10 protein-coding genes are annotated in these 15109 nt (G+C 62.4%); 8 read left to right on the top strand and 2 right to left on the bottom strand.

The window, feature by feature from the left end; genetic code table 11:
* The first annotated feature begins 195 nt into the window (after positions 1-195).
* From PM1_RS16570 to PM1_RS16535, 6 genes are all read left to right on the top strand, one after another.
* Positions 196-357: a hypothetical protein gene (locus tag PM1_RS16570; RefSeq protein WP_009620059.1), complete on the top strand. Its 162-nt coding sequence runs from the start codon at positions 196-198 to the stop codon at positions 355-357.
* A gap of 35 nt (positions 358-392) precedes the next feature.
* Positions 393-620: a hypothetical protein gene (locus PM1_RS16565; protein WP_009620061.1), complete on the top strand. Its 228-nt coding sequence runs from the start codon at positions 393-395 to the stop codon at positions 618-620.
* A 347-nt stretch (positions 621-967) separates the two neighbouring features.
* Complete coding sequence (locus PM1_RS31235) at positions 968-7393, top strand: two-partner secretion domain-containing protein (protein WP_009620062.1); 6426 nt, start codon at positions 968-970, stop codon at positions 7391-7393.
* A 904-nt stretch (positions 7394-8297) separates the two neighbouring features.
* Positions 8298-8600 (top strand): hypothetical protein, encoded by a 303-nt coding sequence (locus tag PM1_RS16550; protein ID WP_152604456.1) that lies wholly within the window; start codon positions 8298-8300, stop codon positions 8598-8600.
* A 229-nt stretch (positions 8601-8829) separates the two neighbouring features.
* A complete protein-coding gene (locus PM1_RS16545; RefSeq protein WP_152623709.1) occupies positions 8830-9096 on the top strand; it encodes a hypothetical protein in 267 nt (88 codons plus the stop codon).
* A 510-nt stretch (positions 9097-9606) separates the two neighbouring features.
* Complete coding sequence (locus tag PM1_RS16535) at positions 9607-9819, top strand: TonB-dependent receptor (RefSeq protein WP_009620064.1); 213 nt, start codon at positions 9607-9609, stop codon at positions 9817-9819.
* 13 nt (positions 9820-9832) lie between these two features.
* Here the strand turns inward: PM1_RS16535 and PM1_RS16530 are convergent, their stop codons facing one another.
* Positions 9833-10792, bottom strand: a complete 960-nt coding sequence (locus PM1_RS16530) for a DMT family transporter (protein WP_009620065.1) — start codon at positions 10790-10792, stop codon at positions 9833-9835.
* 89 nt (positions 10793-10881) lie between these two features.
* Here PM1_RS16530 and PM1_RS16525 point away from each other — a divergent pair, with 89 nt between their 5' ends.
* Both PM1_RS16525 and PM1_RS16520 read left to right on the top strand, forming a co-directional pair.
* Positions 10882-11751, top strand: coding sequence for a LysR family transcriptional regulator (locus PM1_RS16525; RefSeq protein ID WP_009620066.1), 870 nt, complete (start codon positions 10882-10884; stop codon positions 11749-11751).
* A gap of 136 nt (positions 11752-11887) precedes the next feature.
* Complete coding sequence (locus PM1_RS16520) at positions 11888-12778, top strand: SPFH domain-containing protein (RefSeq protein ID WP_009620067.1); 891 nt, start codon at positions 11888-11890, stop codon at positions 12776-12778.
* A gap of 777 nt (positions 12779-13555) precedes the next feature.
* Here PM1_RS16520 and PM1_RS16515 read toward each other — a convergent pair.
* A complete protein-coding gene (locus tag PM1_RS16515) occupies positions 13556-14944 on the bottom strand; it encodes an MFS transporter (protein WP_238603221.1) in 1389 nt (462 codons plus the stop codon).
* Between the last annotated feature and the right edge of the window lie 165 nt (positions 14945-15109).

The following is a 15109-nucleotide window of genomic DNA, read 5'->3' as shown; positions in this document are numbered from 1 at the left end:
ATGAGGTTCTCTTTTCCGTCCCTTCGCTTCCGGCCTCTGGGGTATATCTGCGGAAGTGATCATGTCAGGCCCCGCAGTACCTTCCGATGGTCTTGCGCTCCACTGCGAAACTGCCAATGTTTCTACATCGATTTCAGCGCCGGCCGCTAACTTCTCCAACAGATCAACGCCTTCCTCATATCGCGGACCCTCCTCATGAAATTGCGCCTACTGCCAGCCAGCCTGCTTCTCGTTTGCACCCTGACCCATGCCGCCAATCCGGAACCCATTCCAAAGTCCCTGGAGGAGCAGGTTGGTCGCCTGGCGGTATTCATCATCGAGGGCTTCGGTTTGGGTAACAACTACAGCAATACCTAGCGGCTTTTTCCTCTGATGCAAACGAAGAAGGCAAGGTGCATTACAGCCTGCTAGACGTCATTAAAATCGGCGCCGGCGGCTGGCGCTCGATCGAAAAGCTGGACGCCAAGCTGATCAGCAACCTAGCGAACGAGCAGGTTCTGATAGATATCCCGGTGATGGAGAACACTAGCGGCGACGCGACGAACTTTCCGAGTCGGGCCGGAGTGATTCATCTGTCCCTTGAGGGATTGCAATCACCCCGGTTGGTGGAGAAGAACTGAGACAGCTTGCGCTGGCCGACCCTCAAGCGTTGCCGAGGGGATCACCGGCATCGACGAACAGCGTCGCGCAAGTGCATCTCTGCTTGCCCAGGCCGCAGGCCATCAGGAATTCAGTAGATTGCGAGCGGTAGGTTCCGACCAGCCCCGTAGGATGGGTTGAGCGAAGCGATACCCATCGCCACAGCCGCATGCGAAGTGCGCCCTGGCGCACCTGGGGCGGGAGGTTCCGCCAGGCGGCTTGATTCGGAAAAGGCTTACGCAAGGGGGCTGGAAACCCTCAAGGCCTCACGCCGAGTAGGGGAATAGAGTCCGCCGGGTCAACGATTACCCCGCGCGAGCCCCCCGATATGGACATCCGCCGCCCCCTCCACCAGGCCATCGCCAGCGCCCTGGCCGGCCTTCTGTTCCTCAATCCGATAGTCGCAGCCGCCGCGCAACTGGCGGTGGACGCGGCCGCCGGTGGCAACACCAGCCTGGGCGCGGCGGGCAACGGCGTGCCCATCGTCAACATCGCCACGCCCAACGGCAGCGGTCTCTCGCACAATAAATTCAGCGACTACGGCGTTGGCCAGCAGGGGCTGATCCTCAACAACGCCACCGGCAAGACCGCCAGCACCCAACTGGGCGGGATCATCATCGGCAACCCCAACCTCAAGGACCAGGCGGCGCAGAAGATCCTCAACGAAGTCACCGGCGGCGGCCCCTCGCAGCTCAAGGGCTACACCGAGGTGGCCGGGCAGGGCGCCCACGTCATAGTCGCCAACCCCCACGGCATCACCTGCAACGGCTGCGGCTTCATCAACACCCCGCGCGCCACCCTCACCACCGGCAAACCGATCCTGGCCGGCGAGCGCCTGCAAGGCTACGACGTGGATGGCGGCGAAATCGCCATCGAAGGCGCCGGACTCAACGCCAGCAACCTCGACCAGTTCGAGCTGATCACCCGCAGCGCCAAGCTCAACGCCGACCTGTACGCCAAGCAGCTCACCGTGGTGGCCGGCCGCAACACGGTGGACGCGCAGACCCTGGCCGCCACCGCTAAGCCCGACGACGGCAGCGCCAAACCGCAACTGGCCATCGACAGTTCGGCGCTGGGCGGCATGTACGCCAATACCATTCGCCTGGTGGGCACTGAACAAGGCGTGGGCGTGAAACTGGCCGGCAACATGGCGGCCAGCGCCGGCGACATCCGCATCGATGCCAACGGCAAGCTGGAACTGGCCCAGGTGGCGGCCAGCGGGGACCTTGCGCTGAAGGGCCAGTACGTGGCGCTGAACGGCCCGGCCTATGCCGGGGGCAGTGCCAGCGTGCAGGCCAGCGGTGCGCTGAGCAATGCGCAGAGCCTGGCGGTGGGCTCGACCATCGAACTGACGGCGAACCAGCTCAGCAACAGCGGCGTGATTGAGGCCGGCGTCAATGCCGACAACAGCCGCAACGCCCGCGGCGACGTGGCGATCGATGCGCAGCACCTGCGCAACAGCGGCAGCCTGATCGCTACGCGCCAGCTGCAGGCCCGCGCCGCCGTGCTCGATAACCGCAACGGCCAGATCGGCGGCCAGCACATCCATATCAGCGGCGGCGCCCTGGACAACCGCCTCGGCCTGTTCGCCGCCGAACAGAGCCTGCGCCTGGACCTGGCCAGCCTGGACAACCGCGAGCAGGGCCTGCTGAGCAGCCAAGGCGGCCTCACGGGACGCGTCGGCAGCCTGAACAACCAGCAGGGCGGCATCACGGCCCGGGCCGTCGAGCTGCAGGGCGACAGCCTCGACAACCGCGGCGGCCAACTGTACGCCGAGACCGAACTGGCGCTGGACCTCGGCGCCAACCTGGATAACCGCGGCGGGCGCCTGGAAGGCCAAGGCGTGCAGGTGCGTACCGCCAACCTGGACAACTCCGCCGGCGGCATCCTCAGCGGCGCCGGGGGCTTGCTGCAACTGGCCACCGGGCACTTCGACAACCGCGCCGGCATCGCCCAGGGCGCCGCGCTGCTGCTCGACGCCAACAGCATCGCCAACAGCGATGGGCACCTGGCAGCCACCCACGGCGACGCCCGGGTGAACAGCGCCGGCTTCGACAACCGCGCCGGCGGCTTCTTCGCCAGCCAGGCCCTGGCCCTGGATGCCGGCGACTTCCTCAACCACGGCGGCCAGGTCGGCGCCCGGGACATCGACTTCAGCCTGCGCGGCGCGCTGGACAACACCCTCGGCCTGATCGAAGCCGGCAACCAACTCACCCTCACCGCCGCCGGCCTGTCCAACGCACAGGGCCGCGTGCGCGCCCTCGGCCAGCAGGGCGCCACGCGCCTGAGCATCGGCGGCCTGCTGGACAACCGCGAAGGCCTGCTGGAAAGCGCCGCTGCCGACCTGCTGCTCGCCAGTGGCGATCTGCGCAACGACGGCGGCAGCGTGCGTCACCTGGGCAATGGCGGGTTCGGCATCGATCTGGCGCAACTGGGCCTTGCGGGTGGCAGCTTCGTCACCAACGCCGCGCTGAGCCTGAGCGCGGCCAGTTGGAGTAACCGCAGCAGCCTGCAGGCGCGCGAACTGAGCCTGGATATCGGCCAACTGGAACAAGCGGCCGAGGGACGTCTACTGGCCAGCCAGGCCCTGCGCGGCACGGGCGGCGACTGGCGTAACGCTGGCCTGATCGCCAGCGACGGCGACCTGGCGCTGAACCTGGGTGGACGCTACAGCGGCAGCGGCCAACTGAGCAGCCTGGGCGAGCTCGGCCTCGATGCCGCCAGCCTTGCCCTCGATAGCAGCGCCAGCATCATCGGCGGTGGTGCCACCCGCATCAGCATTGGCGGCAGCCTGGACAACGCCGGTCGCATCACCGCGGCCGGCGACCTGCTGGCCCGCGCGGCCAGCCTGAACAACACCGGCACCCTGGGCAGCGCCGCCGACCTGCGGATCGAGAGCGCGGACCTGCTCAATGAAAACGGCCTGCTGTTCAGCGGCGGCGACATGGCGCTGCGCGTGGAGCGCTTCGTCAACCGCTACGCCGACGTCTACAGCCTGGGCGCCCTGGACATCGCCGCGGACGACCGGCAAGGGCGTGCCCGTGTGGTGGAGAACCGTTCGGCCACCCTGGAGGCGCAGGGCGACCTGGCGATCGCCAGCGACAGCCTGAAGAACACCCAGGACAGCTTCCGCCTCGGGCAGAAGCTGATCTCCGGGGAAATCATCGTTCGCTGCTACGACTGCTCCGGCGACCACTACAACGTCGACTACATCGCCCGAGAGGTCTATGCCAGCGAGGTGCAGGAGGCATCCCCGGCCGCTTTCATCCAGGCCGGCGGCAACCTGCGGGTGGATGCGCAGGACTTCGAGAACACCGCGAGCACCCTGGCCGCCGGTGGCGACATCGCCATCAGCGCCGGCAGCTTCGTCAACCAGGGCATCAGCGGTGGCGAGAGCATCCGCACGCGGATATTCAACAGCGGCAGGGTCACCGACGGCACCGTCGAACGCTTCGTCGGCCATTACGTCCTGCCCTACAACCTGGCGAACAATGCCGATCCCTCGGTGTTCAGCTACTGGGACAACCTCATCGGCGGGCTCAACCAGGGCACGGTGACCCCCACCGAACTGGCCAACGGTCTGCTTCTGCACGTCTACCGCGACGCCAATGGCAACCTCCACCGGCCGATGCACGTGCCGGACTACCAGGCCAACCACTACGACCCGGACAACCTGCTGGAACTGCCGTCGGCGCTGTACGACCTCGGCTTCCTCAGCGATGTCTGGGAGTACCGGCCGGGCGGCGCCACCTCCGCCAATGCCGTCATCCAGGCGGCCGGCGCGGTGCAGATCAGCGCCGGCGAGCGCCTGGACAATGGCGTCATCCACCCCGGCATTGCCTACGACGGTGGGGTGGCGCGGATCGAGGCCGTTCAGGTCGACGGCCAGTCGCAACCCCTGGTCGCGGTGCTCAACCCACAGTTGCCGCCAGACCTCGCCCAGCAGGCGGTCAACCCCATCACCCTGCCGGGCTTCCGCCTGCCCCAGGGCGAGCATGGCCTGTTCCGGCTCAACGCCCCGGACAGCGGCCACCCCTACCTGATCGAAACCAACCCGGCGCTGGCCGGGCTCAAGCAGTTCCTCGGCTCCGACTACCTGCTGGCCCAGCTGGGCTACGACCCGGCCCAGGCGCAGCAGCGCCTGGGCGACGGCCTCTACGAGCAGCGGCTGATCCGCCAGGCGCTGGTGGCGCGCACCGGCCAGCGCTTCATTGCCGGGCTGTCCAGCGACGAAGCGCTGTTCAGGTACCTGATGGACAACGCCATCGGCTACAAGGAGCGCCTGGGCCTCAGCCTCGGCGTGGCCCTGAGCGCCGAGCAGGTGGCGGCGCTGACCCACGACATCGTCTGGTTGGAAGAGGCCGAGGTGAACGGTCGCAAGGTGCTGGTGCCGGTGCTCTACCTGGCTCAGGCCGAGCATCGTCTGGCCCCCAACGGCGCGCTGATCCAGGGGCAGGATCTGGCGCTGATCAGCGGCGGCGAACTGAACAATGCCGGCACCCTGCGCGCCAGCAACGACCTCGGCGCCACTGCCGCCAACATCGGCAACAGCGGCCTGATGGAAAGCAACCGGCACCTGCAACTGCTGGCCACGCAAAGCATCCGTAACGCCGCCGGCGGCATCATCAGCGGGCGCAATGTCAGCCTCGCCGCGCTGACCGGGGATGTCGTCAACGAACGGACCCTGACCCAGGCGCAGGGCCAGGCCAGGGGCGCCAGCCTGCAGACCAGCCTGCTCGACAGCGCCGCGCGCATCGAGGCCGGCGGCGACCTGTCGATCAGCAGCGGGCGCGACCTGCTCAACCTGGGTGGCCAGTTGCAGGCCAAGGGCGACATCCAACTGCAGGCCGGGCGCGATGTGCTGATCGGCGCCGTCGAATCCGTCGACAGCAACGCCCGCCAGGACAAGCGTCATAGCTGGGAACAGACCGAGGTCCGCCAGCACGCCGCCGGCGTCCAGGCCGGCGGTGACCTGCAGATCAGCGCCGGCCGCGATATCGGTGTGCTGGCCAGCCACCTGGAAGCCGGCGGCGACGCCAACCTGGCCGCCGCCGGCAACCTGCTGCTGGGCGCCGCGCAGGAACAGAGCAGCCGCGAATACCACTACCGGCGCAGCGGCAAGAAGGTCGACAGCGAAGACAGCCGCGTCAGCCAGCGCAGCACCACCCTGAACGCCGCCGGCGACGTCACCCTCAGCGCTGGCCAGAACCTGACCCTCGAAGCGAGCCAGGTCGGCGCCGGCAAGGAAGCCTTCCTGGTGGCTGGCGACAAGCTGCAACTGCTGGCCGGTCATGACAGCGAACACTCGCTGTACCAGAAGCAGAAGAAGGGCAGCCTCGGTAGCAAGAGCTTCAAGCACGACGAAGTCACTGACGTGAAGGCCGTGGGCAGCCAGGTCAGCGCCGGCGGCGACATCACCCTGCTCAGCGGCGGCGACCAGAAGTACCAGGCCGCCAGGCTGGAAAGCGGCAACGACATCGCCATCGTCAGTGGCGGCAGCGTGACCTTCGAAGCGGTCAAGGACCTGCACCAGGAAAGCCACGAGAAGAGCAAGAGCGACCTAGCCTGGCAGTCCGCCAAGGGCAAGGGCCAGACCGACGAGACCCTGCGCCAGAGCCAGCTGATCGCCCAGGGCGAACTGGCGATCAAGGCCGTGGAAGGCCTGAAGATCGATATCAAGCACATCGACCAGCAGAGCGTCGGGCAGACCATCGATGCCATGGTGCGGGCCGATCCCGACCTGGCCTGGCTGAAAGAGGCCGAGGCGCGGGGGGATGTGGATTGGCGGCGGGTGCAGGAGGTGCATGACTCCTTCAGCTACAGCAGTTCGGGCATTGGTACCGGAGCTGCAATTGCCATTGCCATCATCGTTGCTGCTGCAACTTACGGCGCTGCGACCGGCGCAATAGGTTCGGCTGCAGGAGCTGGGGCCGGTTCTGGAACTACGATGGCGGCTGCAGGTAGTGCCGCCATGGTTGAGGCTGGTGCTGCAGTTGGCACTGCTGCCACAGGTTGGGGGAACGCGATGGCGGCGACTGCTATTTCTTCTGTCGCTGGAACTGGGGCTGCCAGTTTTGTTGGGAACAAGGGCGATCTGGGGCAAACACTCAAGGACATCACCAGTGAGGGCAGCCTGAAAGGTTATGCCGCTGCGGCACTCATCGCGGGATTCGGCGCTGGCTATACGGAGGGTTGGGGTAGGGAGTTGACTGCCGAGGGGAACTACAAACTGATCAGCTATGGAGACCGGATCAAGGCTTATGCTGCCAATACTGCACTAAAAGGCATCCTTAATGGGAGCGACAAGGATACGTGGCTGAGTATTGCTGCTACAGGGGCGTTGATGGAGTTGTATCAGTACTCGGTCGGACGAAGTCCGGACGTAAGGCCTGGTGTTGATCGTCCGACCGGTTCAGCCTTTGATAGTGATGCTGGTTTTGTTCCGATGGTTCTTGATCGAGAGGGGAAGAATATTGGGTTAAACCTGCCACTGGATGATCTTGCATGCTCCAGCTTTTACTCAATCTGTCATGGTACGCCGATAAGTAATTCTTTGAATCAAGTTCCAGGCTTTAACGCGTTTGCGACTTTGCATGATCAGTGGATGATAAGTTTGGAGGCATCTAAGGGAGGTGGGATGAGTATTATTGAGAACTTAGGGAGTATGCCGCCGGCAATGTTGGTTAACTATGGGGCCCTGTATGATAAATACAGGGAGATGATAAAAGGTGTGCGTGATGTTTCTGGTGATTAGTAGGTTGATAACTGGTTTGCTCTTAATTTCTTCTATGCTGACCGGACTCTCTGGATGTCTGTCCTATGATGCTTGGGAGAAAAGCAGGGATACTTTGGTCGGAATGAAGTTTGATCCTGACGCGTCATTAGTGGGAAAAGAGCGAATTTATTTTGTTAGGGGGGTTAGCAGCAGAAGGTCTGTCGACTATTCAAGGATTGAGAGTGGAGGAGTTCGCTATTATATAACTTATACGGTGCCGTTTTGTCGATATTCCATACTTGTTTCTCCTGATGGAATTATACGTTCATGGCGTCGTGAGTCTCTCGATAGAAAAAGTTGTTATGTTTATTAGAAGTAGTTGGCTGGACAGAATTAAAGTGCAGGAAATAAAACTTTCCCATTTTTCTTTTAGGTGTTATGGGCTTGGAATGAAAAAATCTAAAAATGAGAGAGATGTATTTAAATGAAATTTCTTGCGTTTATGTATAGATATGGATTCATTGCTGTTGCCGTTATGGTGGGGTGCAGTGGATTGAGCTCATTAAGATTTATAGGTGAGTGGAGTAATTTCTGGAGTGTTGTTGCTTCTCAGTGTCTATTTGGTCGAGGGTTTTACTGTTATATCGCAAATAAGCCTATTTATTATGGTCCTCAAGGAATGATTGAGGCTGACCATCCAAGGTCCATAAGGTTTTTGGCTGGAATTGGTGCGTTATCTATTTATCTATTTATGTTCGCATTTAATGGCTACGGCAGGGAGTGGCGGTAAGTGTAAGGAAGAATGTTAATTTCTGCTTTATAAGGCTGGCGGGTTGATTTTGGTATGTTAAATGAATTTTGCTCGCTTGAGGTTTTAGTAAGTTTTTAGGTGTGATTGTGGCGGGAATGGGGATTTGGTGTCGCGTGGGTGAGAGCTATATAAATGGCTTGGCTTGATTTTCTTTATAAGTATAGGCTGGCTATTCTTTTTCTTATGCTGGCAAGTAGTGTTGTGAATTCTCTGAGGTTTATCGGGGAGTGGAAAGATTTTTGGGCTGCTATCACGGTTCAGGCGTTTTTTGGCCAGGGATTTTATTGTTACATTGCGAACAGGACTATTCGTTTGGCTCCAGGTGGTATCAAGAAAGGCTATCCGGGAGCGGTTAGGTTGTTAGTTGGTGGAGGTGCGTTTTTTATATATTTATTGATGTTTGCGTTTAATGGCTACGGTAGGGCATGGTGGTGATGAAACTATTCGTTATAGACCAAAAGGGAGGGTATTTATTTTGATATCAAAGCTGACTGGTTATGTAGGGTTAGAGTGTAGGAGGTGATTTTCTAATTTTTCGATTTTATCACCTAGGTCTTATCAATAGGCGGGCTTAGGATAACGGGTGTAAATTTTCCGTCTCTGGTTTTTGAAGAGATAGCTTTGGATGAGATTTTTAAGACTTTTGAAGAGGCATAGATTAGCTGTGCTTGCTCTGTTGGTTTTTGGCGGTATTGGCAATTCTTTAAGGTTTATTGGTGAGTGGAATAATTTTTGGGTGGTCGTAACTGGTCAGATTTTTTTTGGTTGGGGGTTTTATTGCTATTTGGCAGATAGAATTATTTATCTGGCGCCTGGAGGGGCGATCGAAAAGGATCATCCAACGGAAGTTAGGATTCTGGTTGGGGTGTTCGCCCTTGGTGTGTACTTATTGATGTTTGCGTTTAATGGCTATGGCAGGGGTTTGTGGTAAGTGCCGGGAAGGGTGTTTGTTATTTTTTTGTGGTGTTGGTTGATGAGGTGAGAAGGGGGCGCAGGCCGTAAGGGGATTTGAATGGCACTTACTTAAGCGCTAACTAATTGACTCAGAAATGAAAGGCTGGTCTTGGTCTACGGTGATGGTTGCGAACACACCGAGCCCAAGGAGCAGCCCAGATGAATCCTAGGCGCCAGGCCGTCATTCATCAACAGCAGCGCGCCCGTCGGTATACATCGAATACGGACGCTTACGCCTTCTTCAACCTGCTAACCGGCCCTGAATTATTCGACCCTGTCGAGTTGCTGCTGCCGGTTCATCGGGAGCGCTTGTTCCCGCCGCCAGTCGCGAACACCAACTGATCGGCGAAGACCAGCTGTACGGTCCCTTAGAGTTGTTCGGCCGCCAGCACGAGCTGACCCTCGGCGCCAACTACGGCCGCTCGCACCTCAAGGCCGGCGCCGACACCATCGCCGCCAACGGCTACTACACGCCCTGGTGGACCTGATGGCCAGCTACGACATCGACAGCCACTGGAGCACGGCGCTGAACCTGAACAACGTCACCGATCGCAAGTACCTGCTGTCGCTGTACGAAAGCACCACTACCGCCAACTATGGCGCGCCGCGCAACCTCACCGCCTCGGTAAGCGGAGAGCTCTTTCTGTTTTCGGCAGCGGTGAGCAGGGTCATGAGAGCGGGTACAAAAACCAGGGATTGAGGATCGGCTGATATCAAGTCCGCTCCCTTTCCCCATTGCGCTCGGTGAACCAGATGGCAACGGCCATCACCGCGATGCCCGTCAACTGCAGAGCACCCAGGCGCTGCCCGTAGAACAGCCAGTCGATGACGATGGCCACGGCCGGGTAGATGAACTGGTAGACCGCGATCCTGTCGGTGTTCAGGCGCGCCATGCCGGTGTACATCAGCGAATAGGCGAGCCCGGTGTGGATCAGCCCCAGGCCCGCGAGCCAGGCCCAGGACGCGCCCCATTGCGGCCAGCCATGGAGCATGGGCCACGCCAGCAGGACCAGCGTTCCGATCGCGCACTGCCACCAGGCGAGAATGCCGGCCGACATGTGCCGTAGCCGCCGGGCGACGATGGTGACGCAGGCGGTGCAGAAGGCGCCGACCAGGCAGAACGCCACGCCCCACCAGTAGCTCGCGGGGTAAGCCTGGTCCGCGCCGAACAGCGAAAGGTGCTCCAGTATGCCGGTCGCCAGCACCAGGCCGGCCATGGCGACGAGCACCGATACCACGCGTCGCTTGGCAATCGGCTCCTTCAGATACCAGGCACCCAGGATCAGCACCCACAGCGGCTGCACATGGAAGAGCACCGTGGCCACGCCTGCGGAGGTGTGCTCGATGGCGGCGAAGAACAGGCCCCAGGCCAGCACCATCAGGCCGCCTGCCGCGAGCAGCGCGAAGGTCGCCTTCCTGCCCGGGAGCAGGCCGCGCAACTGGCGACGACAGGCTGCCCAGAGCGTCAGCCCCAGCAGGCCGAAGGCGCAGCGGAACCAGGTCGCGGTCAGCGGATCGGCGCCGGACTGGTGCAGGAAGAGGCCGATGGTGCCCAGGACGACGCTGCCCAGTACGAAGGGCAGCGTTCCGCCGGTGACGTCGGAATGGACGTGTGCGGTTTGCTGGCTGACGGCCGATGCCTTCGGCCCCGCTATCTGTTCATGTGTATTCATGCGGCGAGTGTGGGGCTGGCCCGCTGGAACGAGAAGCGCATAATGCCGCATGCAAATATTCGATAAACGAATTTAAAGGGCCGATCAAGATGATGCCGCGTGACCTGCAACTGGACTGGCTGAAGTGCTTCGTTTCCGTGGTCGATGCGGGCTCGCTGTCCAGCGCGGCGGGCGAGGTGCATCGTTCGCAGTCGGCGGTCAGCATGCAACTGAAGAAACTGGAAAGCGCCCTGGGCCGGCAACTGCTGGTACGCGGCCCGCGCAGCCTGCAGCTGACCGCGGACGGCCAGACGCTGCTGGGCTTCGCCCGCCGCATGCTCGACCTGCACGCCGAAACCCAGGCCGCCTTCCATGGCGAGGAACTCAGCGGCCGGGTTCGCCTCGGCGTGCCCGACGACTACGCGGCCAAGTACCTCACGCCGGTGCTCAAACGCTTCGCCCAGCGCTATGGCAGCGTGGAAATCGAACTGAACTGCGAGCAGTCGACGGCGCTCATCCCGCGGGTAGCCAGCGGCGATCTGGACCTGGCCCTGGTTTCCCGCGACCACTCCCGGCGCGGAACGCTGCTGTTCCACGAACCCATGGTCTGGGTGGGCTCGCCGCAGTTCGAGCTTTGGCGGCGCGACCCGCTGCCGATCGCGGTCTACGAGAGCACGAGCCTCGCACGGCGCAGCGCGATCAACTCCCTGGCGCTGCAGGGCCGGCGCTACAAGGTGGTGTACAACAGCTCCAGCCTCGCCGGGCAGCTCGCCGCGGTGGAGAGCGGCCTGGCGGTGGCGGTGCTGACGCAATGCAGCGCCCCCGATCACTTGCAGATACTGGGCGTCGAGCAGGGGCTCGGCCCGCTGGAGCCCATGGAGGTCGCCGTCTATCGAAGCCGCGCTTCCCAGGGCTCCAAGGCCGTGGATAGCCTGCGGAACCTGTTGATCAGGACGTTAAGGTTGTCGAGCGAGGGCTGAAGGATTGCTGGTGGAGTTCGCTTCCTTCGAGGCGAGCGACATTCGACGCTGGTGCCGGTCCAGGTCAATCCGCTAGGCTTGCCGCTCCCGGCGCAGGTGCCGGGCTCCAGGAACGCCACTTTCAAGGAGATGCCCCATGGCGAACATTCCCCAGGCGCTGCCGCGCGCCTTTCCCCTGAAACTCGTCGCCGGCGGCCTGATCGGCCTGCTGGTGCTGGTCGCCGTGGGCGGCTCGTTCTACACCATCGACGAGAAGGAGCGCGGCGTGGTGCTGCGCAACGGCAAGCTGGTGGACGTGGCCGAGCCCGGGCTGGGCTGGAAGGTGCCGTTCATCGAGACGGTGAAGACCCTGTCGATCCAGAACCACACCAGCCGCTACGAGCAACTGCAGGCCTACAGCCGCGACCAGCAGAGCGCGGCGCTGGTGGTCTCGGTGTCCTGGCACGTGACGCCGGACGAGGTGGCGAAGGTCTACTCCGGCTACGGTGACCTGCAGGGGCTGGTGGACCGTCTGATCAGCCGCCAGGTGCCGACCCAGGTGGAAAACGTCTTCGGCCGCTATACGGCGATCCAGGCGGTGCAGAACCGGGGGCAGTTCGTTGCCGACGTGGCCACCGCGGTCAAGGCCGCGGTCAAGGGCCCGGTGGTGATCGACGGGGTGCAGGTGGAGAACATCGACTTTTCCGACGCCTACGAACGCTCCATCGAGGAGCGCATGAAGGCCGAGGTGGCGATCCAGACCCGCCAGCAGAACCTCGCCACCGAGCAGGTGCAGGCGCAGATCCAGGTCACCCAGGCGCAAGCCGAGGCCGACTCCAAGCTGGCCCAGGCCAAGGCCGACGCCGAGGCCACCCGCCTGCGCGGCCAGGCCGAGGCCGATGCCATCCGCGCCAAGGCCGAGGCCCTGGCCTCGAACCAGAACCTCATCGAACTGACCAAGGCCGAACGCTGGGACGGCAAGCTGCCGGAAACCATGCTGCCGGGCTCGACGCTGCCGTTCATCGATGTGAATCGCGCACGTCCCTGATTCCGGCATCGGTTCTTCGTGGGGCCGGGCCCGGTGGGGTCGGCGCCAACCTGTAGGAACAACTGTCTGCGCCGAGGCGCTTTCCGTAGGATGGGTTGAGCTTGCGAAACCCATGCGGTTGCACTGATGGGTATCGCTTCGCTCAACACCATCCTACGAAAAGCCATGCTCGCTACGTTCGTGTGTCCCTGGAACTGGACTGTGTTCCGTGCCGAGGTTGAGGTTGGAGTGGAGGGCCGCGGAAGAGCATCCTCTCCCCAGCCCTCTCCCGCAAGCGGGAGAGGGGGCTGCCCGGCATGCTCGGGGAGTTCGGCACCACAACCTGTAGGAGCGGGCCCTGCCCGCGATTTCGCGCGCAGGGCGCGCTCCTACATGCTGTCCGGGAGAGCGTAGCGGATCTCATCCGCGAATCGCGCCGGAGCTTCCGGCCATCGCGGACAAGGTTCGCTCCTGCCATACGGGTGGGCACGGCTTCTCGCAGGAGCGAGCTTGCTCGCGAACACACTTCACTGCGCTGCTCATTCACGAGCAAGAGCCAGGCGTCCCCTCGACCCTACGAAGAGGCGATCTGCCTGCCTCCACCGAGCCTGGCAGATAGTCCGCATTCGATGGTCGGTGATGGCGCCCTCGATCAGGTGCATGTGCTTGTCCTGGGACGCTGCGCGGGCGAGGAGGTCATCGCTCATCCATTGCTGCCGGCCAGGGTGCCCGCCACGATCTGCAAGGGCTGGGTTAGGAAGGTGGCCCCGGATCATCCGAGGGCCACTTTGCCGAGGCTCAGACCCCGCTGGCTTCGGACAGCGAGCGTCCCTTGGTTTCCGGTGCCAGGAAGTACGAGACCACGAAGCCCACCGCCGTCATGGCGGCCATGATCAGCATCGTGGCGCCGTCGCCGTAGTGCTCCAGCGAGAGCGGCAGCAGGAAGGTGCCCAGGGCTGCGCCTATTCGGCTGACCGCGGTGATCACCCCCATGGCCGTGGCGCGGATATCGGTGGGGAACAGTTCGTTTGGATAGGACCATTCGAGGATGTTCGGGCCACCCGAGGTCACTGCGTAGAGGCAGAACCAGAAGATGATCAGCGCGACCGGGGCTTCAGGGGCGATGCCCAGCGCCAGGAACGGCAGGATCATCAGCGCGAAGGACCACAGCAGGAGCGGGCGACGGCCGACGGTTTCCGAGAGCCGCAGCGCTGGCAGGCAGCCCAGGAGGAACAGCAGGCTGATCAGCGCGTAGCCGATGTTGCTGAGGTTGCCCTCGTTCAGCCCGAATGCCGAAAGCATGACGGGGCCGAAGGTGTAGATCGCGAAAACCGGCGTAACCGCGCAGAGATAGAACATCCCGCAGAAGAACGTGCGCTTGAGGTACCCGCCCTGGAGAAGCGCCGAGTATCCAAGGCGCTTCGGACGCACCGACTCGGCCTCGCGAATGGAAGAAAGGTCTGCATCCTGCCCATAGATCTTCCTGACCACTGCCTCGGCTTCTTCGAACCGGCCTTTGGAGAGCAGCCACCGCGGGGATTCCGGGGTACCGATGCGCATCAGCAGGATGATCAGGCCCGGTACACCCGAACTGGCCAACATCCAGCGCCAGGAGTCCTCGCCCAGGTACTCGACCATGCCGAAACCGAGGAAGGTCGCGACTGTCGCACCGAGGAACCAGGCCACCACCAGGGAGCCGAGCATCGCCGCGCGCTGTTTGGTGGGCAGCCATTCGGCGAGCAATGACGTGGCGATGGGGTAGTCGGCGCCGATGGCGACGCCGATCAGGAAGCGCAGCAGGATGATCTGCCAGGCGTGATCGACGAAGGCACAGAGCACCGAGCCGACGACCAGAACGATGAGGTCGATCGTGTACATCAGCTGACGCCCGATGATATCGGTCATGCGACCGAAGACCAGACCGCCGAAGAAGATGCCGATGAGCGCCGCCGTGCCTGCCAGGCTCAGGTCCGTGCCGGACAGTCCGAGCGCCGGCGTCATGCCGATCAGCGCGACGCCGATGATGCTCAGCAACCAACCGTCGAGGAAGGGGCCGCCGGCGGATTGGAAGAGCAGCCGCCAATGGAAGAAGGTCATCGGGCTGTCGTCGATGATGGAGGAACCACGGTTCGCACTTGATGAGGAGTCAGCGAGCGTTGCCGAGCCGGATCCGGTGATCACTGTCATTTCATTCACCCCGTTCTAATTGTTTTCATTCGTGGGTTCGTCGACGACCCGCTCGTTTATCGAGCGGCGTCGATCAAGGTCATTTCGCACGCGTAGGTCGATATACGGACTGGACTGAATCCTCCGTGGAAAGAGAAGGGGAGTCCGGCCCGGGAGGGCCGGAAC

The sequence above is a fragment of the Pseudomonas sp. M1 genome (assembly GCF_022760135.1).
Taxonomy (GTDB): Bacteria; Pseudomonadota; Gammaproteobacteria; order Pseudomonadales; family Pseudomonadaceae; genus Pseudomonas; species Pseudomonas citronellolis.
Note: the sequence above shows the minus strand (reverse complement) of the source record. Positions and strands in the feature narration are given on the sequence as shown.